Origin of the sequence: Streptomyces xanthophaeus, assembly GCF_030440515.1 — a bacterium.
Classification (GTDB): domain Bacteria; phylum Actinomycetota; class Actinomycetes; order Streptomycetales; family Streptomycetaceae; genus Streptomyces; species Streptomyces kutzneri.
In genome coordinates this window covers 4,547,189-4,568,864 of the sequence record NZ_CP076543.1, presented here as the reverse complement: position 1 = coordinate 4,568,864, position 21,676 = coordinate 4,547,189, and the positions used below count along the sequence as shown (strand labels likewise).

At 71.4% G+C, this 21,676-nt stretch carries 24 protein-coding genes and 1 riboswitch; of the genes, 9 read left to right on the top strand and 15 right to left on the bottom strand.

What is annotated here, in order from left to right:
* Positions 1-591 carry a GNAT family N-acetyltransferase gene (locus KO717_RS20260; RefSeq protein ID WP_301369991.1) on the top strand — a complete coding sequence of 197 codons (591 nt, stop codon included), beginning with the start codon at positions 1-3 and terminating at the stop codon, positions 589-591.
* 7 nt (positions 592-598) lie between these two features.
* Here KO717_RS20260 and KO717_RS20255 read toward each other — a convergent pair whose 3' ends face one another.
* Positions 599-2,032: a hypothetical protein gene (locus KO717_RS20255; RefSeq protein WP_301369990.1), complete on the bottom strand. Its 1,434-nt coding sequence runs from the start codon at positions 2,030-2,032 to the stop codon at positions 599-601.
* A 136-nt stretch (positions 2,033-2,168) separates the two neighbouring features.
* Here KO717_RS20255 and KO717_RS20250 point away from each other — a divergent pair, with 136 nt between their 5' ends.
* On the top strand, positions 2,169-2,369 hold the full coding sequence (locus tag KO717_RS20250; RefSeq protein WP_301369989.1) for a hypothetical protein: 201 nt from the start codon (positions 2,169-2,171) through the stop codon (positions 2,367-2,369).
* Between the two features lie 13 nt (positions 2,370-2,382).
* Here the strand turns inward: KO717_RS20250 and KO717_RS20245 are convergent, their stop codons facing one another.
* Both KO717_RS20245 and KO717_RS20240 read right to left on the bottom strand, forming a co-directional pair.
* Positions 2,383-3,027: a hypothetical protein gene (locus KO717_RS20245; protein WP_301369987.1), complete on the bottom strand. Its 645-nt coding sequence runs from the start codon at positions 3,025-3,027 to the stop codon at positions 2,383-2,385.
* Positions 3,024-3,245 (bottom strand): hypothetical protein, encoded by a 222-nt coding sequence (locus tag KO717_RS20240; protein WP_266595122.1) that lies wholly within the window; start codon positions 3,243-3,245, stop codon positions 3,024-3,026. The genes KO717_RS20245 and KO717_RS20240 overlap by 4 nt, the downstream gene beginning before the upstream one ends.
* 116 nt (positions 3,246-3,361) lie before the next feature.
* Here KO717_RS20240 and KO717_RS20235 point away from each other — a divergent pair, with 116 nt between their 5' ends.
* Both KO717_RS20235 and KO717_RS20230 read left to right on the top strand, forming a co-directional pair.
* Complete coding sequence (locus tag KO717_RS20235) at positions 3,362-4,198, top strand: helix-turn-helix domain-containing protein (protein ID WP_301369985.1); 837 nt, start codon at positions 3,362-3,364, stop codon at positions 4,196-4,198.
* A complete protein-coding gene (locus KO717_RS20230) occupies positions 4,182-4,379 on the top strand; it encodes a DUF397 domain-containing protein (protein ID WP_301369983.1) in 198 nt (65 codons plus the stop codon). The genes KO717_RS20235 and KO717_RS20230 overlap by 17 nt, the downstream gene beginning before the upstream one ends.
* A 4-nt stretch (positions 4,380-4,383) precedes the next feature.
* Here KO717_RS20230 and KO717_RS20225 read toward each other — a convergent pair whose 3' ends face one another.
* Positions 4,384-5,565, bottom strand: coding sequence for a S8 family peptidase (locus KO717_RS20225; RefSeq protein WP_301369981.1), 1,182 nt, complete (start codon positions 5,563-5,565; stop codon positions 4,384-4,386).
* A gap of 365 nt (positions 5,566-5,930) precedes the next feature.
* On the opposite strand from KO717_RS20225, the gene KO717_RS20220 reads away from it, so the two are divergent.
* Entirely contained in the window at positions 5,931-6,290 is a 360-nt protein-coding gene (locus KO717_RS20220) for a protease inhibitor I9 family protein (RefSeq protein WP_301369980.1), read from the top strand.
* Between the two features lie 10 nt (positions 6,291-6,300).
* On the opposite strand, the gene KO717_RS20215 is transcribed toward KO717_RS20220, so the two are convergent.
* Positions 6,301-7,494: a S8 family peptidase gene (locus KO717_RS20215; RefSeq protein WP_301369978.1), complete on the bottom strand. Its 1,194-nt coding sequence runs from the start codon at positions 7,492-7,494 to the stop codon at positions 6,301-6,303.
* Between the two features lie 369 nt (positions 7,495-7,863).
* Here KO717_RS20215 and KO717_RS20210 point away from each other — a divergent pair, with 369 nt between their 5' ends.
* Both KO717_RS20210 and KO717_RS20205 read left to right on the top strand, forming a co-directional pair.
* On the top strand, positions 7,864-8,235 hold the full coding sequence (locus KO717_RS20210) for a protease inhibitor I9 family protein (RefSeq protein WP_301369976.1): 372 nt from the start codon (positions 7,864-7,866) through the stop codon (positions 8,233-8,235).
* Between the two features lie 34 nt (positions 8,236-8,269).
* Positions 8,270-8,653 (top strand): hypothetical protein, encoded by a 384-nt coding sequence (locus tag KO717_RS20205; RefSeq protein WP_301369975.1) that lies wholly within the window; start codon positions 8,270-8,272, stop codon positions 8,651-8,653.
* 16 nt (positions 8,654-8,669) lie between these two features.
* Here KO717_RS20205 and KO717_RS20200 read toward each other — a convergent pair whose 3' ends face one another.
* The 9 genes from KO717_RS20200 to thrC form a co-directional block, all read right to left on the bottom strand.
* The gene (locus tag KO717_RS20200; RefSeq protein WP_301369974.1) at positions 8,670-10,094 is read right to left on the bottom strand and encodes an outer membrane protein assembly factor BamB family protein; all 1,425 of its coding nucleotides are present in this window, start codon (positions 10,092-10,094) and stop codon (positions 8,670-8,672) included.
* A gap of 633 nt (positions 10,095-10,727) precedes the next feature.
* Positions 10,728-11,468, bottom strand: coding sequence for an SDR family oxidoreductase (locus KO717_RS20195; RefSeq protein ID WP_301369973.1), 741 nt, complete (start codon positions 11,466-11,468; stop codon positions 10,728-10,730).
* Between the two features lie 83 nt (positions 11,469-11,551).
* Positions 11,552-12,151, bottom strand: coding sequence for a phosphoribosylanthranilate isomerase (locus KO717_RS20190; protein ID WP_301369971.1), 600 nt, complete (start codon positions 12,149-12,151; stop codon positions 11,552-11,554).
* 32 nt (positions 12,152-12,183) lie between these two features.
* Positions 12,184-12,738 carry a hypothetical protein gene (locus KO717_RS20185; protein WP_301369970.1) on the bottom strand — a complete coding sequence of 185 codons (555 nt, stop codon included), beginning with the start codon at positions 12,736-12,738 and terminating at the stop codon, positions 12,184-12,186.
* Positions 12,739-12,741: 3 nt separating this feature from the next.
* Entirely contained in the window at positions 12,742-13,338 is a 597-nt protein-coding gene (locus tag KO717_RS20180) for a hypothetical protein (protein ID WP_301369968.1), read from the bottom strand.
* A gap of 229 nt (positions 13,339-13,567) precedes the next feature.
* A complete protein-coding gene (gene groL, locus KO717_RS20175) occupies positions 13,568-15,190 on the bottom strand; it encodes a chaperonin GroEL (protein WP_301369967.1) in 1,623 nt (540 codons plus the stop codon).
* Positions 15,191-15,516: 326 nt separating this feature from the next.
* On the bottom strand, positions 15,517-15,723 hold the full coding sequence (locus tag KO717_RS20170) for a cold-shock protein (RefSeq protein WP_030009783.1): 207 nt from the start codon (positions 15,721-15,723) through the stop codon (positions 15,517-15,519).
* Positions 15,724-16,148: 425 nt separating this feature from the next.
* Positions 16,149-16,427 carry a MoaD/ThiS family protein gene (locus tag KO717_RS20165; RefSeq protein ID WP_033223628.1) on the bottom strand — a complete coding sequence of 93 codons (279 nt, stop codon included), beginning with the start codon at positions 16,425-16,427 and terminating at the stop codon, positions 16,149-16,151.
* A 38-nt stretch (positions 16,428-16,465) separates the two neighbouring features.
* On the bottom strand, positions 16,466-17,740 hold the full coding sequence (thrC, locus tag KO717_RS20160; protein WP_301369964.1) for a threonine synthase: 1,275 nt from the start codon (positions 17,738-17,740) through the stop codon (positions 16,466-16,468).
* A gap of 17 nt (positions 17,741-17,757) precedes the next feature.
* A riboswitch (SAM riboswitch) is annotated at positions 17,758-17,915 on the bottom strand.
* Positions 17,916-18,100: 185 nt separating this feature from the next.
* Here thrC and KO717_RS20155 point away from each other — a divergent pair.
* Together KO717_RS20155 and KO717_RS20150 are read left to right on the top strand one after the other, a co-directional pair.
* Positions 18,101-19,051, top strand: coding sequence for a glucosyl-3-phosphoglycerate synthase (locus tag KO717_RS20155; protein WP_301369963.1), 951 nt, complete (start codon positions 18,101-18,103; stop codon positions 19,049-19,051).
* A gap of 46 nt (positions 19,052-19,097) precedes the next feature.
* Positions 19,098-20,531: an alpha,alpha-trehalose-phosphate synthase (UDP-forming) gene (locus KO717_RS20150; protein ID WP_301369962.1), complete on the top strand. Its 1,434-nt coding sequence runs from the start codon at positions 19,098-19,100 to the stop codon at positions 20,529-20,531.
* 276 nt (positions 20,532-20,807) lie between these two features.
* Here KO717_RS20150 and otsB read toward each other — a convergent pair whose 3' ends face one another.
* Complete coding sequence (otsB, locus tag KO717_RS20145) at positions 20,808-21,656, bottom strand: trehalose-phosphatase (RefSeq protein ID WP_301369961.1); 849 nt, start codon at positions 21,654-21,656, stop codon at positions 20,808-20,810.
* Positions 21,657-21,676: the final 20 nt, after the last annotated feature.

Genomic DNA, 21,676 nt, shown 5'->3' with positions numbered 1-21,676 from the left:
ATGATCAACTCCATACCTCACGTGGTCCCCGCCGGCCGGATGCGCGCCCTGCCGCAGCCGGAGTTCGAACTGCCGGGCGCCATGCTGCTGCGCCCCTGGGCGGCCCACGACGTCCCCGCGCTCGTCGAGTCCTGCCTCGACCCGGACATCCGGCACTGGAACCGGCCCGCCCTCCTGAATCCGGCCGAGGCCGAGGAGCGGATCGCCCGCTGGCACGCCCGCTGGCAGGACGAGGAGGCCGCGATCTGGGCCGTCGCCCCGGCCGGCGGAGGCCCGGCCGTCGGGCTCATCGGCATCGGCGACCTCGACCTCCCGGGCGGCAGCGGCGAGATCCTCTACTGGCTGCTGCCCGCCGGGCGCGGCCGCGGGGTCATGGTGGCCGCCACGGAACGCGTCACCCGCTGGGCCTTCGAGGACCTCGGCCTGCACCGGATACGGATCACCCACTCCGTGGCGAACCCGGCCTCCTGCGCCATCGCGACGAAGGCCGGATTCCCCCTGGAAGGCACCATGCGCGACGCCCTCCTGCACGCGGACGGCTGGCACGACGAGCACTTGCACGCCCGCCTGCGCACCGACGCCCCGGTGTGAGAGAAGGTCACATGGCCGGAGGCTTGGGCAGGGTAGGAGTCGGGGGCGGGGTCGCGCCCTTTTCGGTGGCGCTGGCCTTTTCCAGGAGCTCTGCGTAGGGCGTCTCCGCCGTGGACCCGCGCACCTGCGAGAGGCCGTACCGGTCAACGACCTTCTGTTTGTTAGTGATGGGGTTTCGGGGGTCGAAGGGTATCCGTTCATCCGGTGGCGACACATCCACAATGATGTACGGATTCTTGCCGCCCACCCTCCACACGGTGATGCGCTGTCGGCCGCGGGTCACGTTCAGAATTTCGCTGCTGTTCGAGAGCCCGGTCCGGTATCTGTACTTCGCATTGGCTGGATCCCGAGGCTGGGAGTCCTTCTTGAGTCCCTCCCCCTCCACGAAGGAACGCATGTAGTCCGCGGTCATCTTCATTCTGTCTTTCCTGATCACGTACACCTCGGTCTGGGCCCTGACCGCTTCATACTTGTGAGGATCGGCACCATCTATCTCGATCACCGCATCCTGGGCGATCTCTTCCCCTGGATCCAGTGCTCGGCCGGCCGGCGTGACGAAATCGCCATCGTAGATCAAGTCGGCTCTAGCAGGCTTGGCGTCGAACTTACTGCTCGCAGCCACGCCATGGATCCAATAAATGCTGCCGAGGACATAGACGGGCACCTGGCCGGAGTTCTTCACGAACAGATGGACCGTCACATACACCCGTCGCGACCCCTTTTCCATGTTCGACTCCCTGAACTCGGCCCCACTCTGGATCAGCGGAATCTTCACATAGGGAACATAGATCTGTGAATATGCAAGGTTGGCGGCGGCGAGAAGGGTGGAAATTACCACCCCGATCGCGATTTTCCTGGGGACCTTGAGTCCCTTCCACGCCCCGCATCTGAAAAGTCCGAACAGGGCCACCGAGGACCAGACACCGAGGGCTATCCCGGCCACGGTGTAACCGTTGAACCGCTCGCCGATCTGCAGCAGGAGCAGGGCAGCGCTACAGAGGAGGGAGATCACGACTCCGACCAGCACGACCACTCCCGAGTACCGCCACCGACGCTTGGTCCAGTAGTCGATGGCGGCCAGGACGGCCAACACCTCCACCAGGGCCACGGCGAGGATGGTGAGTCCCGCGATCCGTCCGCCGTACGTGAGGGCATCGCCGCTGTCCGACACTCCGATCCGGAAGAGCGGATATGCCGTCACGAGGAGGCCGACGACCACGAAGAGGCAAATGGTTCGCCGCACCCATGCCTGGTCCGGCCAGACAGTGCTGTCTCCGCCGAGCCAGTGGATCTCGTGATCCGGTGGCACACCGGCACGATGCAGGATTCTTCGGAGTTCCTTGAGGGACACGGCCTTGCCGACGCGCCTGCCGTCCACCGAAACCGACCGCAAGCCGAGATCTTCAGGCGCCCCCACGGCTACCTCGGGCGTGTTCGCCATAACACCAGCCTGCCGCCCGACCGCGAGCGGCGCCCCTCGTGCGCCCCCTTGTGCGCCCCCTCGAGGGTGCGCCCGACCCGCCGCAGAGGGAGGCTGGTGTTGACGTGTTGGTGTCGCTCGACCTCCGGAGGAGCCCATGCGTACCCGAATTCTCGCGGTCACCGCCGCCCTCGTATTGGCCGCCCTCGGCGCCGCGGTCCCCGTTGCACAGGGTGCCGTACCGACTGTCGCCGGACCGACGTGCGAGCACGGAGGGGGAGCTGTGGAGTACGACTCCGCCACCGGTGTGTGGAACTGCGTAGGCGGCAAGTACGACGGCGAACGCATAACCAGCTGAAGCTGAATACGGCTCAGCCCGCAGCGGTACGCAAGAACCGCACCAGGTCGTCGACCTCGTAGCCGAGCTTCGGCCCGCGCTCGGCGGCCATCAGCAGCAGCTGGCCCACGATCTCCGCACCCCAGCCGTCCGTACCGTCCTGCGACCACTCCCACAGCTTCTCGATGCCGAGGTCGGACATGAACAGCCCGTGCTCCGTCCGGACCTCCCGGCAGGTCTCGGCGACGGCATCCAGCAGCCGCGCCCCCGGCCGTTCGCAGCGCAGCCCGAAGTACCCGCCGACGTACTCGACCACGCAGCCCTGCGGCGGCCGCGCCTCGATGCGCTCGTAGCTCGGTGACTCCTCCACCGGGCAGTGGATCAGAGTGAACCGGTGCCAGCCCGGCGGCGGAGGCGGCTTGGGGCGCCACGCGGTCATCCCGAACGCCTCCTGCACCAGCGCGGTCGCCTCGTCCGCCGTGGCGGCCGTCCGCGACTCCCGCCGCTCCCCGTCGTCCCCGACGGCCGTCCAGTGCCCGCCGCCCTCGTCGCCCTGCACGCGCACGGACAGTCCCATGCCTCCACGCCTCCACGCGCCACAGGCGAGGGCCGTCTCCAGCCCCCGTAGCTTCCAGCCGAGTTCGAAGGCGAAGTTCACCGCCTCCACGGACTCGCTCACGCGCCCGCCGCCCGCTCGTGCAGGACGGCGGCCAGCCGGAGCGCGGTGTCCAGGTTGCAGCGGCCGAGGTCGACCAGCGGCAGGCCGTACGTACCGGCGGCCGAGACCCGCTCCACGTCCAGCGAGGGGAACAGCACCCCGACCGCGGCGAGCGATTCCCGCAGCTGCTGGACGGCCTCCTCGGCCGCCTGCATGCGCTCCTGTGGGGAGAGCACCATGACATGTCACCTTTCTACTCTGAGTATCCAACTTCTTCACACAGAGTGGCGACGCGCTCACTAGCCTTTCAAGTGCGGACCCCGCAACAACCGCACATGTTGCTCAGGGAGTTGCCATGGCACGGAAGAACCTCGATCCCTCCTCCTCACCCCGCGCCCTCCTGGGCGCGGAACTGCGCGTAGCGCGCGAACGCGCGGGCATGAGCCAGGCCGAACTCGGCGAACGGCTCTTCGTCAGCGGCGCGTTCATCGGCCAGCTCGAAGCCGGCACCCGACGGATGCACCTGGAGTTCGCCCGCCAGATCGACGAGATCCTCGACACGGGCGGATTCTTCGTCCGCAACTGCGGGGCGGCTGCCGAGTCGAAGTACCCGGACCACTTCGCGGCGGCCGCCGAAGCCGAAGCTCTGGCGAAGACCATCCGGGAGTACGCGCCGCAGCTGATCCCAGGACTGCTCCAGACAGAGGCGTACGCGCGCGAAGTGTTCCGCGCGTACCAGCCGACGGCCACGGAGGAGACCATCAACGAGCTGGTCACGAATCGCCTGGCCAGGGCCTCGCTGCTCAACGACCCAACAACCCCGCTGTTGTGGTGCGTCCTCGACGAGGCGGTCCTGCGACGCGCCGGGGACAGCCCGGCGATCCTGGCCGAGGCCCTGCGGCACATCGCGAGACTGATCCGCTCCTGCCGGGTCATCGTGCAGGTGCTTCCGTTCAGTGCGGGCTTCCATGCGGGGCTGGCAGGCACCCTCAAGCTGATGTCGTTCGATGACGCGCCGCCACTCTCCTACGTCGACGGCCTCGGGATGGGCCAGTTGTTCGACGATCCGGCGACCGTCGCCCAACACACCCTGACCTACGATCTCCTCACGGCCAACGCGCTGTCACCGCGCAAGTCCCTGGCCCTGATCGAATCGGTGGCGGAGGATTACGAACATGACCAGCAAGCCTGAGTACGACCTGTCGGCGGCCGCCTGGCGGAAGTCCACCCACAGCGCAGGCGACGGCGGAAACTGCCTGGAAGTGGCCGACGGACACCCCGGCCTCGTCCCCGTGAGGGACTCCAAGCAGCCCGAAGGCCCGCACGTGGTGTTCCACGCGCAGGCCTGGGCCCGGTTCGTCGGGTCGCTCTGAGCGATCAGAGACCGTCGGTGAACAGCAGCTGGTTCGGGCTGTCGTCGCTGAGGTTCTGGACGATGTCCTTCGTGGACACCTCGTTCAGGAAGTCCGTCACCTCCGCCGGCAGCGCGTTCGGGTGCTCCGACTTGTAGAGCGCGGCCACACCGGTGACGTGCGGCGCGGCCATGGACGTACCGTCCAGGGCCACGCTGCCGCCGCCCAGACGCGCGGAGACGATGTCCTTGCCGGGGGCGTACAGGTCCAGGCAGGTGCCCCAGTTCGAGAAGTCGGTCTCCTCGTCGAAGCGGTTCGTCGCGCCGACCGTCACCACGCGCGCGGCGGACGCCGGCGAGACCCGGCAGGCGTCGATGTTGTCGTTGCCCGCCGCGACGACCGGCAGCACGCCCCGGTCGGACACGGCGGTCACGGCGTTGTTGACCGCTTCGAGCCGGCCGCCGCCCAGCGAGGCGTTCAGGACGGCAGGCTGCCGGATGTTGTTGGCCACCCAGTCGAAGCCGGCGATGATGCCCGACCAGGAGCCACGGTTGTCACAGCCGAGGACCCGGACGCTGACCAGGCTCACCTTGCGCGCCACGCCGAAGGTCGTCCCGCCGACCGTGCCCGCGACGTGCGTGCCGTGGCCGTTGCAGTCCCCGCCGTTGCGGCCGTCCCCGATCGCGTCGAAGCCCGGCCGCGCACGGCCGCCGAAGTCGGGGTGACGGAAGTCGATGCCGCTGTCGACGATGTACGCCGTCACACCCTGGCCGCTGCGGTTGGCGCTGAAGTCGTTGTCCAGCGGCAGGAACCGCTGGTCGATGCGGTCCAGACCCCAGGAGTTGGAAGGCGACTTGGTCCCGATCCCGTTCGCGGGGGTCGGCGGCGCGGTCACCGTCGCGTCCTCCGTCACGGACATCACGCCGTGCGTCGCACGCACGGACTTCAGCTGCGCCGCCGTGAGGGACGCCGCGAAGCCGTTGATCGTCTTGGTGTACGTGAACTTCGCCGCCAGGCCCAGCTTCTTCGCGAACGCCGCCGGGGCGACGTTCTTGTCGAGGGTGACGATGTAGCTGCCCGGGATGGCGTCCGCGGACGTGAGCAGCGGCGCCGGGGTCGGCTCCGGGGTGTCGGCGGAAGCCGCGCCGGCCGCGACGGGGGTCAGTGCCAGGAGGGCGGCGGCGGTCAGGGCTGCGAGCTGACGCATGAAGGGAACTCCCTGAAGTGCGTGGTACATCGGCATGGGGGAGCCGCCCCCGCGATCTGGAGTCCTCCGCGGGTGCGGCCCTCCTCTACATCGGGCACCCTCCCGGCGCGACTTGAACCATCGCCGCCACCTGGCGGATCGTCCGTTCGCCACGTCGACATGCCGTGCCGGACACGCTGCAGAAAGGGTTATTCCCCTGTGCCGCAGGGGCTGTGGGCAGCTTCGCCCCGGGTGCGGAAACCCGTGCGAGATTCACCCGTACGTCCGACCCCCGGATCAGGGAGCGTGCGGCCGGTGGCCGGCGTGCACCCGCCACACCCACCGGCGTCGTTGACCGGCCCTGCCGCGCGTGATGGCGTCGGGCCATGCGCATCCGTCTGAGCCGAGCCCTGCCCGTGGCCGCCGCCGTGCTGGCCGCCGTCGCCGTAGTGGCCGCCGTCGCCGCCCGGCCCGTGTCGGCGGCCGCCGCGGACGTGCAGGAACCCGTACCGCACGCGGCCCCCACCGCCGAGCACGCCACGTACATCGTCACCGTGCGGGGGGACGCCGACCCGGCCGAGGTGGCCCGGCGGGTCGGCGCCACCCCGGTCCACGTCTACCGCACCGTCCTGCACGGCTTCGCCGCCCGGCTCAGCCCCGAGCAGGTCGAGGCCCTGCGCGCGATGCCGGACGTCGAGTCCGTGGAGGAGGACCGCGGGGCCACGGGCTTCGGCACCGGCCTCTGAAGGGCGGGGATCAGAGACCGGCGGTGAACAGCAGCTTGTTCGGGCTGGCCGGGCTGAGGCTGCTCAGGACGTCCTTGGTGGACTCGGACTCCAGGAATTCGGCGATCTCCTCGGGGGTCGCCTTGGGGTTCTTGCCCTTGTAGAGGACGGCCACACCGGCGGCGTGCGGAGCCGCCATCGACGTGCCGTTCAGCGCCACGCTGCCGCCGCCGAGCTTGGCGGAGACGATCGCCTCGCCCGGTGCGTACACGGAGACGCACTGCCCCCAGTTGGAGAAGGAGGTCTCCTCGTCCCACTGGTTGCTCGCCGCGACCGTGAACACCTTCCCGGCGGAGGCCGGCGAGACCCCGCACGCGTCCTTCGCGGAGTTGCCCGCCGCGACGACCGGCAGCACACCCGCGTCGGTGACCGCGTCCGCGGCGTTGTTGACCGCGTCCGACCTCTCCCCGCCCAGGGAGGCGTTCAGCACCGCCGGCTGCTTGGCGTTCTTCGCCACCCAGTCCAGGCCCGCGATGATCCCCGACCACGTGCCCGTGCCGTCGCAGCCGAGGACGCGGACGCTCACCAGGCTCGCCTTCTTCGCGATCCCGTAGGTCGCGCCCGCGACCGTACCCGCGACGTGCGTGCCGTGGCCCTGGCAGTCCTGGCCGTTACGGCCGTCATCGACGGCGTCGAAGCCGAAGGTGGCGCGTGTGGCGTCGGGGCCGCCGAACTCGGCGTGCTGGTAGTCGATGCCGGTGTCGAGGATGTACGCGGTCACCCCGGCCCCGTTGCCCTCAACAGTGAAGCTGTTGTCGAGCGGCAGCTTCTCCTGGTCGATGCGGTCCTGGCCCCACGAGTTCGACGGAGCACGGGTGCCAGGGGCGTTGCTGGGCCTCGGCACCGACTGCACCCTCGCGTCCTCCTCGACCGACTTGACCCCCAGGCTGTTGCGGACGATCGTCAGCTGGAGCGGGGTCATCGGGACCGCGAAGCCGTTCAGCGCCGAGGTGTAGACGAAGGAGGGCTTCAGGCCCAGCTTCTGCGCGGCCTTGGCCGCGTCCACCCCGTTCTCCAGCGTCACGATGTACATGCCGGGCACCGGGTTGGCGGCGGACTTCAGCGGCGCCGGGGTCGGCTCCGGGGCCGCGGCGGAGGCCGTACCGGCGGCGACCGGGGGGACGGTGAGGAGGGCGGCGGCGGCCAGGCGTGCGAGCAGGCGCATGGAAGGAACTCCCTGACGGGGTCTCGGTCGGAGGCATGGGGGGAGCCGCCCTCACGGCACCAGGTGCTCCTGCGGGGGCGGCCCTCAGCTCCATCGCTGCCACCTCCGTGCAGCTTGAATCACCGGCTCACCTGGTTGCCCGTCCGGCGCCCGCGTCGGTGCGCCCGATCGCGCGCACCGTGCAGAAAGGGTTGTCCCGCTGTGCCGTACCGGTCGTGCCCCGTCCCGTGCGGCCGTCGGCCCGCCCCGGAAGATCACCCGTACGGTCCGCCGCCGGACCAGGGGGCGCACGGCCGGTGCGCCGCCCGTGACCCCGCCACACCCGCCGGCGTCGTTGACCGGCCCCGCCGCCCGTGATGGCCTCGCCCCATGCGCATCCGCCTGAGCCGAGCCCTGCCCGTGGCCGTCGCCGTGCTGGCCGCCGTCGCCGTACTGCCCGTGGCCACGGCCACCGCCGACGGGCCGGAGCCCGTACCGCACACGCTTCCCGCCGCCGACCACACCACGTACATCGTCACCGTGCGGGAGGACAGCGACCCCGCCGAAGTGGCCGAGCGGGTCGGCGCCACCCCGGTCCACATCTACCGCACCGTCCTGCACGGCTTCTCCGCCCGGCTCAGCCCCGACCAGGTCGAGGCCCTGCAGGAGATGCCGGACGTCGAGACCGTCGAGGAGGACGGCCGGGCCACCGGCGGCGAGGCCTTCGGCCAGTACTGGGGATGGGGGTCCTCCGGCGTGTGACCCCCGTGATCCGGGCGGCGGGGACACTGTGTCCATGCAGCTCCCCGCCGAAGTCCTGACCGGTACCGCGCTGATCGAGGTGGTACGGATCTCCGCACTCCCGGCGAAGCGCGGCGCCCCGTATCCGGGCCGGACCGTCGCCCACTGGTCCGGGAGCGAGGTGACCGACGCCCTGGCGCTCATCGGGACCCTGCCGGGCAGCGGTCAGCACCGCTGCGGCTTCGCACCGGGATGGAGCATCCGCGGCTACGGGGACTCCCTCGAACCGGTCCTGTTCGAGGCGGCGTTCTGCTTCAGCTGCCACGAGGTCCGCATGCACGGGCCGGCGGTCCCGCCCGGCCTGGCCACGCAGTTCTTCGACGCGGACGCGCCGCCCGCCCAGGACCTCCTCGCGCTCTTCCGCGCGGCCGGGCCGTGACTCCGGCCGGCCGCCGTCACCAGCCGAAGACCGGGTCGATGTCGAAGGTCGGCGGCAGCAGGCCCTTGCGGTCCAGGTTGACGAAGACGTACGAGCCGGGCGGACCGGGATAGAAGGCGAACCGCTCGCCCAGCGGCAGGTCGCGCAGGACCGTGGGCTCCGCCCGGCGCCTGCCGTCGGCCAGGCCGCGGTGGGTGAGGTACGTCCACCGGTGGCCGGAGGTCACCACGCCGACCTCGCCGGGGCCGGTCGTGGCCAGCCCGCGGACCTCCTCGTCGCCGGCGCCCGCGTGCCAGAGGCGACGGCCGTCGGTGAGGGAGTAGGCGGACACGCCGTTCTTCTTCCCCTGCTTCACCGCGGTGACCAGCGTGCCGCCGGTCAGCACCGGGGACGGCTCGGACAGCAGGTCCCCGTCCGGGCCCGAGGCGGGTACGGAGCCCCGCACGCGGCCCGTGCCGTCGAGCAGCAGCACCGCGTCCACGCCGCTTTCCGAGGTCTCCGTGACGCGCAGGACAGGCGGGACGGCGGACAGCACCCGCACCTCGCGCAGCCGGCTCGCCGTCGGCAGCGCGGTCTGCCAGGCGCGGGTTCCCGTACGGGCGTCGACGGCCGTGATCCGGGCGGCGTCGCCGCACTCCTCCACGTACAGGGCGTGCCGCTCCGAGCCGTCGACGGCCTTCACCGTGCAGTCGGCCGGGACCGGGACCCGCCAGAGCTCATGCCCGCCGTGCAGGTCGAGGCCGGTCACCGTGTCCCGGTCCGCCACGACGGCGCTCGCGCCCGCAGCGGCCACCAGGGCCCGGCCGGTGTTCCGGGTCCACCGGACCTGGCCCCCGGCCAGGTCCACGGCGACGACCTGCGAGCCGCATGTCCCCACGCTCTCCCCGTACGCGAGGAGGCCGGTGCCCGACGGGGTCGTCCGGCTGAGCGCGCAGAGCGGCGTACGCTCCGGGGCGGGCAGCCGCCAGCCCTTGCGGCCCTCCCCGTCGTAGGCGACGAGGCCGTCGGTGCGGGCCCGTACGAGCATTCCGGGCGCGGGCGCCCAGACGCCGACCGGGGGCGCCGCCGGATGCACCGGCTCCTGCCACCCGGACAGGTCCAGCTGCGGGCCGCGCACCCACTCGAAGCCCAGCCAGCCGGGCCCCAGCGCGGCCAGCGCCACGCAGCCGGCGATCACCCGGACGTGCGCCGGGGCGCGTCCGTGGCCGCGCTTCCTCGGCGTACGCCACAGCAGCCACGCGGCGGCGGCGCACAGCGGGGCGAGGAGCGCGAGGGTGCCCGTGCCTCGCGGGCAGCTGTCGATCCCGCACATGCGGCCGGGGGCGTCGGCGAACACCAGCTTCGCCAGGAGGACCAGGTACAGGGCGGCCACCGCCGCGAATGCGGCGGCGCCGGCGAACGCGAGGTACCCCAAGAGCCGCACGGGCCGCGGTCGTTCCATGTCCATGATCCCCCTCGAGGGGGACCCTATCGACCGTCTGCCGGTCCCCTGGCGTTGCCCCTGCGGGGTGCTCGGCGTACGGCGGGTCCGGATCCCCACCGGGCTCCGCCCGTGCCCCTGCGGGGTGCTCGGCAGTTCACGGCGCGGGCTGCCCCCGCCGGGGGCGCGCCTCAAACGCCGGCGGGGCTGGGTGGTGTGGGGCGGTGCCCCGCACGAGGGTCTCCTCGGCTCGGCGCGTTCGGGCTTGTCACGGCCAGGCGGCCGTGGTCGCGCCTCGTCCTGCGGGGACCCTCCTGCATGTCCCCGCCCCACGGCAGGCTTCGACGGCGTGAGGGGTGGGGGGACGGGGCGGGGTGTCCCCGCAGGACGAGCGCGCAACCACCGAGAACAACCGAGACAAACCCGCACGCGCCGAGCCGAGGAGACACCCCGCCCCGGCCCCCCACCCCGACACCAACCGACAAGCCCGCCACCCCCAGCCCCGCCACCCACCGAGGCACGGGCCCGCATTTCCAGCCTCGCCGGCGTTTGAGGCGCGGGTCCGGGCAGCGCCCGGCACACGGCCCGCACCCGACAGACGGCCCGCGCCCGGCACACGGCCCGAGCCCCGCGCCGGGGGCAGGGGGCCGGAAGTCAGAGCGCTGTGCCTCCGGTGGCGTCGACCACGCGGCCCGTCACCCAGCGCGCGGCGTCGGAGGCGAGGAAGCCGACGACGTCCGCGATGTCCTCGGGGCGGCCGACCCGGCCGAGCGCGGAGAGGGAGGCGGCGTGCGCCTCGGCCTCGGCGTTGCCACGCAGCCAGCCGGCGTTGACGTCGGTGTCGACGATGCCGGGGGCGACCGAGTTCACGGTGATCCCGCGCGCGCCGAGGGCCTTGGCGAGGTTCAGGGTCAGTGTGTCGAGCGCGCCCTTGGTGGCCCCGTAGGCGAGGATCTCGGGCATCGCGATGCGCGCGGCGCCGCTGGAGATGTTGATGATGCGGCCCCCGTCGCGCAGCCGCCCGAGCGCCTCCTGGACGACGAAGAACGGCGCCCGGACGTTCACCGCGAAGACCCGGTCGAAGTCCTGCTCGGTGATCTCGCCGAGTGGAATGGGCAGTCCGATACCCGCGTTGTTGACGATGATGTCGACCCCGTCGAGGCCCAGCGCGTCGTACGCCGCCCAGAGCGCGGCGGCGGAGCCCGGGCTGCCGAGCTCCGCGCGGAGGGCGAAGGCCCGGCCGCCGTGCTTCGTGATCCGCTCGACGGTCTCGCCGGCGGCCACGCCGTCGTTCGCGTACGTGAGCACGACGATGACACCGTCGGCGGCGAGCCGCTCGGCGATGGCCCGTCCGATGCCCCTGCTGCCGCCCGTGACCAGCGCTGTCCTGCTCATGGAGCCCCCCTCGAATTCAATAATGATCACTACAGAATGAACCTAGCACAACTTCTGTAGCGAGCATTACGTAATTGCGGGCGTCAGCCCCGGGCGGCCTCGACGAACGCACGGATCAGCTCCGGCGACTTCACGCCGCGCTCCCGCTCCACCCCGCTGGACACGTCCACACCCCACGCCCCGGTGGCCGCGAGCGCCTCCCGTACGTTGCCCGGGTTCAGCCCGCCCGCGAGCAGCCAGCGCCCCTCGGGCGCGGTGAAGTCCGCCGCGCCCCAGTTCCACGGCTTGCCGGAGCCCGGGTCGGGCGCGTCCAGCAGCAGCAGGTCCTCGCCGTACTCGCCGCAGCGCCGCACGCGCTCGGCGGTGGCCCGCAGCAGGGTCCGGCCCTCGGCGCGCAGCGCCGCGAAGTCCTCGGGCCCCTCCTCGCCGTGCAGCTGCACCCCGCGCACACCGCTCTCCTCGGCGAACCGGCGCACCTCCGCCACCGCCTGCCCCCGGAACACGCCGACGGTGAGTACCCCGTCCGGCACCCGCGCCGCCAGCTCCCGCGCGGTGGCGGCGTCCACGGTCCGCGGGCTCCCGGGCGCGAAGACGAACCCGACGGCGTCCGCCCCGGCGGCCACGGCCACGTCGACATCGTGCGCGGTCCTGAGCCCGCAGATCTTGACGAAGAGATCAGCCATGCACCCAGCCTATGCGGCCCGGGGCGACGGCCTCAGCGGCCCAGCTGCCCGGGGCCCAGTACCGACCCGCCGATCGCGGCCGCGAGATGGGCCGCGCCCGCCTCGTCGTCGTACCGGAAGTGCACGTAGACGGTGTGCCGGCCGTCGGGATGCTCCTCGTTGATGTCGAGTTCCACCCGCTGGTTCGTCGAGTCCTGTGACCAGGACGGGATCGCGGCGGACCACGCTCCGCGCCAGCGCATCCTGGCCGCTCCGCCGCCCAGCGCGCGCAGGAAGGCCTGTTCGACAGGGCCGGGAGCCACGTCCGCGTCCACGGTCAGCGGCAGTTCGGCCGCCAGCTCCCGGTCGCCGCCGGGCAGTTCGGAGCCCGTGAACCAGACGTCCCGGTCCCAGTCGTACGACGGCTCGAACAGGCCCGTCGGGAGGAGCGCCGCCAGTGTCCGGGCCTCCTGGACGGTGTGCGCCTGCGCGACCAGCCACATCTCCGGGTCGAGCGGCTTCATCCACGTGCACAGCAGGCGGGCCCGCCGATAGGCCTCGGCGAGGTCGTCGGTCCGGAACACGGGGTAGGCCGTCGAACTTCCCATCGCTCAGCAGCCCCGCTCCGGCTCGCCCAGCACGCTGCCGCCGATCGCGGCGGCGAGCCGCTCGGCGCGGCCCGGGTCGCCGAACTTGGTGACGTGGACGTAGACGGTGTGGACCCCGCCGACCTGCCGGGACCACTCGCATTCGTCACTGTTGAGGACCAGCTGCACGCCGTCGTACTTGGGCGAGGCGTACGAGCCCAGCTCGGGCTCGTCGGGCCAGCAGCCGTCCCAGCCGAGGGAAGCGGGGCCCGTACCCACGGCGCGGACGAACTCCTCCTCGGCCACCGCGGCCGGCAGTTCCGTGCAGCCGAAGTCGAGCGGCAGCTCCGCGGCCAGCTCCGCGTCGGTGGCCGTCCGCACGTCCACCCCGAAGAAGAGGGGCTCGTCCGTCTCCGGGTGCGTGCGCATGTCCGTGTGGTCGTACCTCGCGTCCGGCAGCAGCGCCGCCATGCGCCGCACGTCCTCGACCGTGCCCAGTTCCGCCCCCACCCGCACCTTCTCGTAGCGCCGGGCCAGCAGCCCGCACAGCAGGCGCGCCTTGGCGTACGCCTCGGCGGGATCGGTGGTGCGGTGGACCGGGTACGCGACGGAATTGCCCATGGCCGTACCGTCACACGCCCCCACCCGCCCCGGCCAGCGGTTTTCCCCCTGGTCGGCGGGGCGCGCCCCGCGGGCCGGGCCCGCCTGTCCCCACCCGCCGGCCTGGAACGGTCGAACGGGCCACCTTCCGGTTCCGGGGAATCCGGAAACGCCCGAGGGCGGCACCCCCGTGGGGGTGCCGCCCTCGTTCGAGAACAGCCGATCAACCGGTGGCCGGAGCCGGGGTCGATCAGAAGTCCATGTCACCACCCGGCATGCCGCCGCCCGCGGGGGCACCGGCCTTCTCGGGCTTGTCGGCGATGACGGCCTCGGTCGTCAGGAACAGCGCGGCGATCGACGCGGCGTTCTGCAGCGCGGAGCGCGTGACCTTCGCCGGGTCGATGATGCCCTCGGCGATCATGTCGACGTACTCGCCGGTCGCGGCGTTCAGGCCGTGACCGATCGGCAGGTTGCGCACCTTCTCGACGACGACGCCACCCTCGAGGCCACCGTTGACGGCGATCTGCTTGAGCGGGGCCTCCAGCGCGAGCTTCACGGCGTTGGCGCCGGTCGCCTCGTCACCCTCGAGCTCCAGCTTGTCGAAGACCGCGGAGGCCTGCAGCAGGGCCACGCCACCACCGGCGACGATGCCCTCCTCGACGGCCGCCTTCGCGTTGCGAACGGCGTCCTCGATGCGGTGCTTGCGCTCCTTGAGCTCGACCTCGGTCGCGGCACCGGCCTTGATGACGGCCACGCCGCCGGCCAGCTTCGCGAGGCGCTCCTGGAGCTTCTCGCGGTCGTAGTCCGAGTCGGAGTTCTCGATCTCGGCGCGGATCTGGTTCACGCGACCGGCGACCTGGTCGCTGTCACCGGCACCGTCGACGATGGTGGTCTCGTCCTTGGTGATGACGACCTTGCGGGCGCGGCCGAGCAGGTCGAGACCGGCGTTCTCCAGCTTGAGGCCGACCTCCTCGGAGATGACCGTGCCGCCCGTGAGGATGGCGATGTCACCGAGCATGGCCTTGCGGCGGTCACCGAAGCCCGGGGCCTTGACGGCGACGGACTTGAAGGTGCCACGGATCTTGTTGACGACGAGGGTGGAGAGCGCCTCGCCCTCGACGTCCTCGGCGATGATCAGCAGCGGCTTGCCGGACTGCATGACCTTCTCCAGGAGCGGCAGCAGGTCCTTGACCGAGCCGATCTTGGAGTTGACGATCAGGATGTACGGGTCGTCGAGGGCCGACTCCATGCGCTCCATGTCGGTGGCGAAGTACGCCGAGATGTAGCCCTTGTCGAAGCGCATACCCTCGGTGAGCTCCAGCTCCAGACCGAAGGTCTGGGACTCCTCGACGGTGATGACGCCTTCCTTGCCGACCTTGTCCATGGCCTCGGCGATGAGCTCGCCGATCTGGGTGTCGGCGGCGGAGATGGAGGCCGTGGAAGCGATCTGCTCCTTGGTCTCGACATCCTTGGCCTGGGCGAGCAGGGCGGCGGAGACGGCCTCGACGGCCTTCTCGATACCACGCTTGAGGGCCATCGGGTTGGCACCGGCGGCCACGTTGCGCAGACCCTCGCGGACGAGCGCCTGGGCGAGCACGGTGGCGGTGGTCGTACCGTCGCCGGCGACGTCGTCCGTCTTCTTGGCGACTTCCTTGACCAGCTCGGCGCCGATCTTCTCGTACGGGTCCTCGAGCTCGATCTCCTTGGCGATGGAGACACCATCGTTGGTGATCGTGGGGGCGCCCCACTTCTTCTCAAGGACGACGTTGCGACCCTTGGGGCCAAGGGTGACCTTGACGGCGTCGGCGAGCTGGTTCATCCCACGCTCGAGGCCGCGGCGGGCCTCCTCGTCGAACGCAATGATCTTGGCCATCTGAAGTGGTCCTCCCGGACAGCGGTGGATTGCTCCCAGGACCGCGCCCGCGCCCGCGACGGACGGCCTGCGTGCCCGGCGGTTCCTTCCCGCCGGACCCTGCGGGCCTCACCGACCCGGTCCTCGTTTCAGTAGCACTCTCACGTGGAGAGTGCTAACGCCAATGATTAGCACTCGACCCCTCCGAGTGCAAGCGGCTTCGCGCAACGCCCCGCTACTACCGGGCACACCACGAGGGGCCCCCATCCCGTGTCCAGGATGTGGGCCCCTCGTGGTGTGCCAGGTCTTCGCTGACGACTGTGCGTCGGTGGTCGATCGCGCCAGGACTAGCCGAGTGCGAGCTTGACCATGTCCGCCTGCGGACCCTTCTGGCCCTGCGAGATCTCGAACTCGACCCGCTGACCCTCTTCAAGGGTGCGGTACCCGTCCATCTGGATGGCGCTGTAGTGGACGAACACATCCGCACCACCGTCGACCGCGATGAAGCCGTAGCCCTTCTCCGCGTTGAACCACTTGACGGTGCCCTGAGCCATGCCTAACTCCCCTATTACTGGCCCTTGCGCAGGAACGCACTTCACGATCCCGGGTCAGAACTTGCGTCGGAACGCGTCGACCGAGGCTGAATGTATCTGCGCGGATGCTGTCTGCAACAGGTCAATCCGATGAGAATTCTGGACACCGGGAAACATTGAAATAGAGTGAAAATTTGCCATACTCCCGGGCAACTCGGGCCTGACATATCTCACCAAAGGCCCATACCGCACTCGCATGTTGGCCCGATGTCGACCCTTGCGCGGCCCGTTCATATGCAGGGGGCAAGAACAGCGGAGGGGACTTCCCCAACCCTACCGCGCCCAATCAAGCAGAATTGCCCCCTCCGCTTTTGCGGAGGGGGCAATTTCGGTTTGCGCGTGTCACCTGGGCGACGACGGGGATGCGACCGGGGAGATCCGGGGAATCAGCAACCGCCGGCGACGGCCGGGATGATCGAGACGCCGGCGCCGTCGGGCGTCGCCGCCTGCAGCCCGCCCTCGAAGCGCACGTCGTCGTCGTTGACGTAGACGTTCACGAAACGGCGCAGCTTGCCCTGGTCGTCCAGGACGCGCGCGGCGATGCCCGGGTGGTTCTTCTCCAGGGACTCGATGACCTCGGCGAGGGTCGCGCCCTCGGCCGGGACCTCGGCGACGCCGCCGGTGTAGGTGCGCAGGATGGTGGGGATGCGGACGTTGACGCTCATGGCGCTACTGCCTTTCCGGTAGGGCGGAGGAGAAGGGGTCAGGCCAGGCCGGCGGCGCGGAACGCGTCCAGGCTCGGGCGGATGGTGGCGGTCTGCCCGCTGTCCGCGGCCACCGCCTCCAGGGTCTTGAGGCCGTCACCGGTGTTGAGGACGACGGTGGTCAGCGTCGGGTCGAGCTGCCCGTTGTCGATGAGCTTCTTCGTCACGCCGACGGTCACACCGCCCGCGGTCTCCGCGAAGATGCCCTCGGTCTGCGCGAGGATCTTGATGGCCTCGACGACCTGCTCGTCGGTGACGTCCTCGACGAAACCGCCGGTGCGGCGGGCGATGTCCAGGACGTACGGGCCGTCCGCCGGGTTGCCGATGGCCAGCGACTTGGCGATGGTGTTCGGCTTCTGCGGGCGGACCACGTCGTGACCGGCCTTGAAGGCGGTGGACACCGGGGAGCAGCCCTCGGCCTGGGCGCCGAAGATCTTGTACGGCTTGTCCTCGACGAGGCCGAGCTTGATGAGCTCCTGCAGACCCTTGTCGATCTTCGTCAGCTGCGAGCCGGACGCGATCGGGATCACGATCTGGTCGGGCAGCTGCCAGCCGAGCTGCTCGCAGATCTCGTACGCGAGCGTCTTGGAGCCCTCGCCGTAGTACGGACGCAGGTTGACGTTGACGAAGCCCCAGCCCTCGCCCAGCGGGTCGCCGATGAGCTCGGAGCAGAAGCGGTTGACGTCGTCGTAGTTGCCCTCGATGCCGACCAGGTCGCCGCCGTACACACCGGCCATGACGACCTTGCCCTGCTCCAGGTCGTGCGGGATGAACACGCAGGAGCGGAAGCCGGCCCGGGCGGCCGCGGCGCCGACGGCGCCGGCCAGGTTGCCGGTCGAGGAGCAGGACAGGGTGGTGAAGCCGAAGGCACGGGCGGCCTCGACGGCGATGGCCACGACGCGGTCCTTGAAGGAGTGCGTCGGGTTGCCGGAGTCGTCCTTGACGTAGAGCTTGCCGGTGATGCCCAGCTCCTTGGCCAGGTTGGCCGCGTCCACGAGCTTGGTGAAGCCGGGGTTCAGGCTGGGCTTGGCGGCCACGTCCGCGGGGACGGGCAGCAGCGGCGCGTAGCGCCAGATGTTGTTCGGGCCGGCCTCGATCGCGGCGCGCAGCGCTTCGGGGTCACCGGTCGGGAGGTCGTAGGCGACTTCCAGCGGTCCGAAGCATTCGGCGCACGCGAAGATGGGGCCGAGCTCGAAGCGGGTACCGCACTCGCGACAGGAAAGGCCGGTGGCAGGTCCGAGATCAACAGAGGTGGCGACAGTCTGTGCAGCCATGATGGCGAGGCCCTTTCTCCTCATCTTCCCCATGGCGCACTTCGCCATGAGACGGAATTGGCACCTTCCCTAGCCGGGGACCTCGCTGACGAGCGCTGACGCGCGATCGCGAGAACCGACTGGAGGGTTGCCGGGGCTTCAACGGGCCGTGTCCCTCTGCCCCTCTGGATGAGCGGTATGGCACCGGCACACGCGCTCTGTGGCGCGCCGGTGCGTTTGTACGCGGGGACCCCCGGCATGCGGTGGTCCTTCGCGTTGTTCAAGACTGTAACCGAAGGCCCGGGCGGTTGAGACAGCCGTCCGAACCGCGAGATGGATCACATAAGGGCGAATATCGCCGACACGCAGGGAGTGCTGAGGGTGCTGGAAGAGGTGGAGCGATGGCTGGCCGACCGCTCCTGGTCCGCCGCCGACCGACCGCTCGACCAGCTGCTCGACCGGAAACGGGCGGCCGGGACCACGGTCAGCGTCGTGCTGCCCGCGCTGGACGAGGAGGCGACGGTCGGGGCGATCGTCGAGACCGTCCGGCGTGAGCTGATCGAGGGACTGCCGGTCCCCCTGGTGGACGAGCTGGTCGTCATCGACTCGGGCTCCGCCGACCGGACCGCGGAGGTCGCGGCGAAGGCCGGGGCCCGGGTGGTGCACCGCGACGAGATCCTGCCCCGGCTCCCGGCGCTGCCCGGCAAGGGCGAGGTGCTGTGGCGCTCGCTGCTGGCCACGGACGGGGACATCGTCTGCTTCGTCGACGCCGACCTGCGGGACTTCTCCGCCACCTTCGTCTCCGGCATCGTCGGCCCGCTGCTGACCGACCCCGACGTGCAGTTCGTCAAGGCGATGTACGACCGGCCGCTCGGGGACACCCCGGGCCAGGGCGGCCGGGTCACCGAGCTGGTCGCCCGCCCGCTCCTCAACCTCCACTGGCCGCAACTGGCCGGCTTCGTGCAGCCGCTGGGCGGCGAGTACGCCGTACGCCGCTCCCTGCTGGAACGGCTGCCGTTCCCCGTCGGGTACGGCGTCGAGCTGGGCCTGCTGGTCGACGCGCTGCACACGGTCGGGCTGGACGCGCTGGCCCAGGTGGACGTGGGCGTACGCGTCCACCGCCACCAGGACGGGCAGGCGCTGGGCCGGATGGCCGCGGCGATCTACCGCACCGCCCAGGTACGGCTCTCGCGCGGTCACCTCGTACGGCCGGAGCTCACTCAGTTCGAGCGCGGGCCGGAGGGCTTCGTACCGCGGACACATCCCGTGGACACCGAGGAGCGGCCGCCGATGGCGGGCATCAAGGAGTACGCGCTGCGTCGCGTGGCGTGAGGGAACGTACGGTTTGAGCGGGCCCGGGCCGGGCTAGGTTGGCCGCATGGCTTCCCAGGTGCTCGTCGCAGCGAACCGCGGCCCCCTCTCCTACGCCCTCGCCGAGGACGGGACGCTCAGCGCCCGGCGCGGCGGGGGCGGTCTGGTCTCCGGACTCTCCACGGCCCTCGCCGAGCAGCCGGAGGCGTTGTGGATCTGCGCGGCGCTGTCGGACGCGGACCGGGAGGCGGTCCGCCAGGGGGTGGCCGAACCGGGCGTCCGGATGCTGGACATCGATCCCACGATGTATGACGACGCGTACAACGGGATCGCCAATTCTGTGCTGTGGTTCACGCACCACCACCTGTACGACATCCCGCGCGAGCCGGTCTTCGACGCCGGGTTCCGGCGGCAGTGGGAGTCGTACGAGCGCTACAACCACGCCTTCGCCGAGGCCCTGGCCGAGGAGGCCGCCGAGGGCGCGCAGGTGCTGGTCCAGGACTACCACCTGGCCCTGGTGCCCGGGCTGCTGCGGGTGCTCCGCCCCGACCTGCGGATCGCGCACTTCACGCACACCCCGTGGGCCGCGCCCGGCTATCTCGCCATGCTGCCGGACACGGTCCGCGAGACCCTGCTGTGGGGCATGCTCGGCGCGGACGTGCTCGGCTTCCACACCGAGGCGTGGGCGGCCGAGTTCCTGGGCTCGGCGCGGCTGGACGACGCGTGGGGGCGGTCCGAGGTGCGCGACGGCTCGGTGGTGGAGCACCGCCGGTACACGGTGTGGCCCACCCGCACCACGCAGGTGCGCGCGTACCCGCTGGGCGTGGACGGGGACGAGCTGCGGTCGCTGGCGCACCGGCCGGAGGTGAACGCGAAGCTGGCGGAGCTGCGGGCGGAGGTCGACGGGCTGCGGACGATCGTCCGCGTGGACCGCACGGAATTGTCGAAGAACATCCTGCGCGGCCTGCTGGCCTACCGGGAACTGCTGACCACGCGCCCGCAGTGGCGGGGCCGGGTGGTCCACCTGGCGTCGGCGTACCCGTCGCGGCAGGACCTGGCGGTGTACCGGAACTACACGGCGGCGGTGGCGGAGCTGGCGGCGGAGATCAACGCGGAGTTCGGCACGGAGGACTGGCAGCCGGTGCTGGTGTCGGTGAAGGACGACTTCGCGCGCTCGCTGGCGGCGTACCGGCTGGCGGACGTGGCGCTGGTGAACCCGGTGCGGGACGGGATGAACCTGGTGGCGAAGGAGATCCCGGTGGTGTCGGAGGCGGGGTGCGTGCTGGTGCTGTCCACCGGGGCGGGGGCGTACGAGGAGCTCCGGCAGGACGCGCTGACGGTGAACCCGTACGACGTGACGGCGACGGCGGACGCGCTGCACGCGGCGCTGGCCATGCCGGTGGGGGAGCGCGCGGAACGCACCAAACGCCTCGCGGCGGCGGCGACGGCCCTCCCCCCGACCCAGTGGTTCACGGCCCAGCTCTCCGCTCTGACCGACTGACCACCCTGCGGCGCCGCTGCCGGGGCTCCGCCCCGGACCCCGCTCCTCAAACGCCGGAGGGGCTGGATATCCCGGCGGCGCCGGCCCACATCCAGCCTCGCCGGCGTTTGAGGCGCGGGGGATCCGGGGCTGGCCCCGCCAATCCCCGCCTCGCAGGCGTTTGAGGCGCGGGGGATCCAGGGCTAGCCCCGCCAATCCCGGCCTCGCCGGCGTTTGAGGCGCGGGGGTTCGGGGGCCGGCCCCCGACCCGCGGCGCCGCGGACGGCAGCGGAAAGGTCAGTCCCGGATGGCTTCGGCCAGGGCGGCCAGGAAGGCCGCGACCGTGCCCGGGCCCGGGAGGACGAGGTCGGCGCGGGCGGCGAGCTCGGGGACCTCGGCAGAGCCACTGCACACCAGCAGCCCCGGCAGCCCCTCGGCCCGGCGCTTCTCGACCGCCGAGTACGCCGCCAGGTCACCCAGGTCGTCACCCGCGTACAGCACCGCCTCCGCGCCCCGCTCCGCCAGGAACTCGGTCAGGGCGACGCCCTTGTCCATGCCGGGCGGCCTCAGTTCCAGAACCGCCCGCCCCGGCTCGACCATCAGCCCGTGCCGGGCCGCGAGCTCCGCCAGCGGCTCCCGCAGCGCCGCGAAGGCCGCCGCCGGGTCCTCCGCCCGCCGGGTGTGCACGGCCAGCGCCCGGCCCTTCTCCTCGATCCAGGTGCCGCGCCAGGCCCCGATGGAGTCCAGGAACCCCGGCAGCTCCGCCCGGACCGCCGCCACCCCGGGGTGCTCGGCGGGCGCGTGGACGATGCCGCTGACGGCGTCCCACCGTTCGGCTCCGTAGTGGCCGAGGACGACCAGGTGCTGCAGGCCGGGGACTCCGGCGAAGCCCCCGTAGCGGACGGCGACGCCCGCCGGCCGTCCGGTGATCACCGCCACCGAGTCGACCTCGGGGGCGAGTACGGACAGGGCCGGGACGGCTCCGGGGTGGGCTCGGGCCTGGTCCGGGTCCGGGACGATGTCGGCGAGGGTGCCGTCGAAGTCCAGGGCGACCACGGACCGGCGGGGTGCGCGCAGCAGTGCCGCGAGTCCCTCGCGTCCGGCTGCGGTGACGGGCATCGGCAGGTCGTGCGGATGACTCCCCATACGCACGACCCTAACGGCCG

Bases quoted from the DNA above. Each gene is read 5' to 3' on its own strand.
- KO717_RS20260 (WP_301369991.1), top strand. From the start codon at position 1: ATGATCAACTCCATACCTCACGTGGTCCCCGCCGGCCGGATGCGCGCC.
- KO717_RS20255 (WP_301369990.1), bottom strand. From the start codon at position 2,032: ATGGCGAACACGCCCGAGGTAGCCGTGGGGGCGCCTGAAGATCTCGGC.
- KO717_RS20250 (WP_301369989.1), top strand. From the start codon at position 2,169: ATGCGTACCCGAATTCTCGCGGTCACCGCCGCCCTCGTATTGGCCGCC.
- KO717_RS20240 (WP_266595122.1), bottom strand. From the start codon at position 3,245: ATGGTGCTCTCCCCACAGGAGCGCATGCAGGCGGCCGAGGAGGCCGTC.
- KO717_RS20235 (WP_301369985.1), top strand. From the start codon at position 3,362: ATGGCACGGAAGAACCTCGATCCCTCCTCCTCACCCCGCGCCCTCCTG.
- KO717_RS20230 (WP_301369983.1), top strand. From the start codon at position 4,182: ATGACCAGCAAGCCTGAGTACGACCTGTCGGCGGCCGCCTGGCGGAAG.
- KO717_RS20225 (WP_301369981.1), bottom strand. From the start codon at position 5,565: ATGCGTCAGCTCGCAGCCCTGACCGCCGCCGCCCTCCTGGCACTGACC.
- KO717_RS20220 (WP_301369980.1), top strand. From the start codon at position 5,931: ATGCGCATCCGTCTGAGCCGAGCCCTGCCCGTGGCCGCCGCCGTGCTG.
- KO717_RS20215 (WP_301369978.1), bottom strand. From the start codon at position 7,494: ATGCGCCTGCTCGCACGCCTGGCCGCCGCCGCCCTCCTCACCGTCCCC.
- KO717_RS20210 (WP_301369976.1), top strand. From the start codon at position 7,864: ATGCGCATCCGCCTGAGCCGAGCCCTGCCCGTGGCCGTCGCCGTGCTG.
- KO717_RS20205 (WP_301369975.1), top strand. From the start codon at position 8,270: ATGCAGCTCCCCGCCGAAGTCCTGACCGGTACCGCGCTGATCGAGGTG.
- KO717_RS20200 (WP_301369974.1), bottom strand. From the start codon at position 10,094: ATGGAACGACCGCGGCCCGTGCGGCTCTTGGGGTACCTCGCGTTCGCC.
- KO717_RS20195 (WP_301369973.1), bottom strand. From the start codon at position 11,468: ATGAGCAGGACAGCGCTGGTCACGGGCGGCAGCAGGGGCATCGGACGG.
- KO717_RS20190 (WP_301369971.1), bottom strand. From the start codon at position 12,151: ATGGCTGATCTCTTCGTCAAGATCTGCGGGCTCAGGACCGCGCACGAT.
- KO717_RS20185 (WP_301369970.1), bottom strand. From the start codon at position 12,738: ATGGGAAGTTCGACGGCCTACCCCGTGTTCCGGACCGACGACCTCGCC.
- KO717_RS20180 (WP_301369968.1), bottom strand. From the start codon at position 13,338: ATGGGCAATTCCGTCGCGTACCCGGTCCACCGCACCACCGATCCCGCC.
- groL (WP_301369967.1), bottom strand. From the start codon at position 15,190: ATGGCCAAGATCATTGCGTTCGACGAGGAGGCCCGCCGCGGCCTCGAG.
- KO717_RS20170 (WP_030009783.1), bottom strand. From the start codon at position 15,723: ATGGCTCAGGGCACCGTCAAGTGGTTCAACGCGGAGAAGGGCTACGGC.
- KO717_RS20165 (WP_033223628.1), bottom strand. From the start codon at position 16,427: ATGAGCGTCAACGTCCGCATCCCCACCATCCTGCGCACCTACACCGGC.
- thrC (WP_301369964.1), bottom strand. From the start codon at position 17,740: ATGGCTGCACAGACTGTCGCCACCTCTGTTGATCTCGGACCTGCCACC.
- KO717_RS20150 (WP_301369962.1), top strand. From the start codon at position 19,098: ATGGCTTCCCAGGTGCTCGTCGCAGCGAACCGCGGCCCCCTCTCCTAC.
- otsB (WP_301369961.1), bottom strand. From the start codon at position 21,656: ATGGGGAGTCATCCGCACGACCTGCCGATGCCCGTCACCGCAGCCGGA.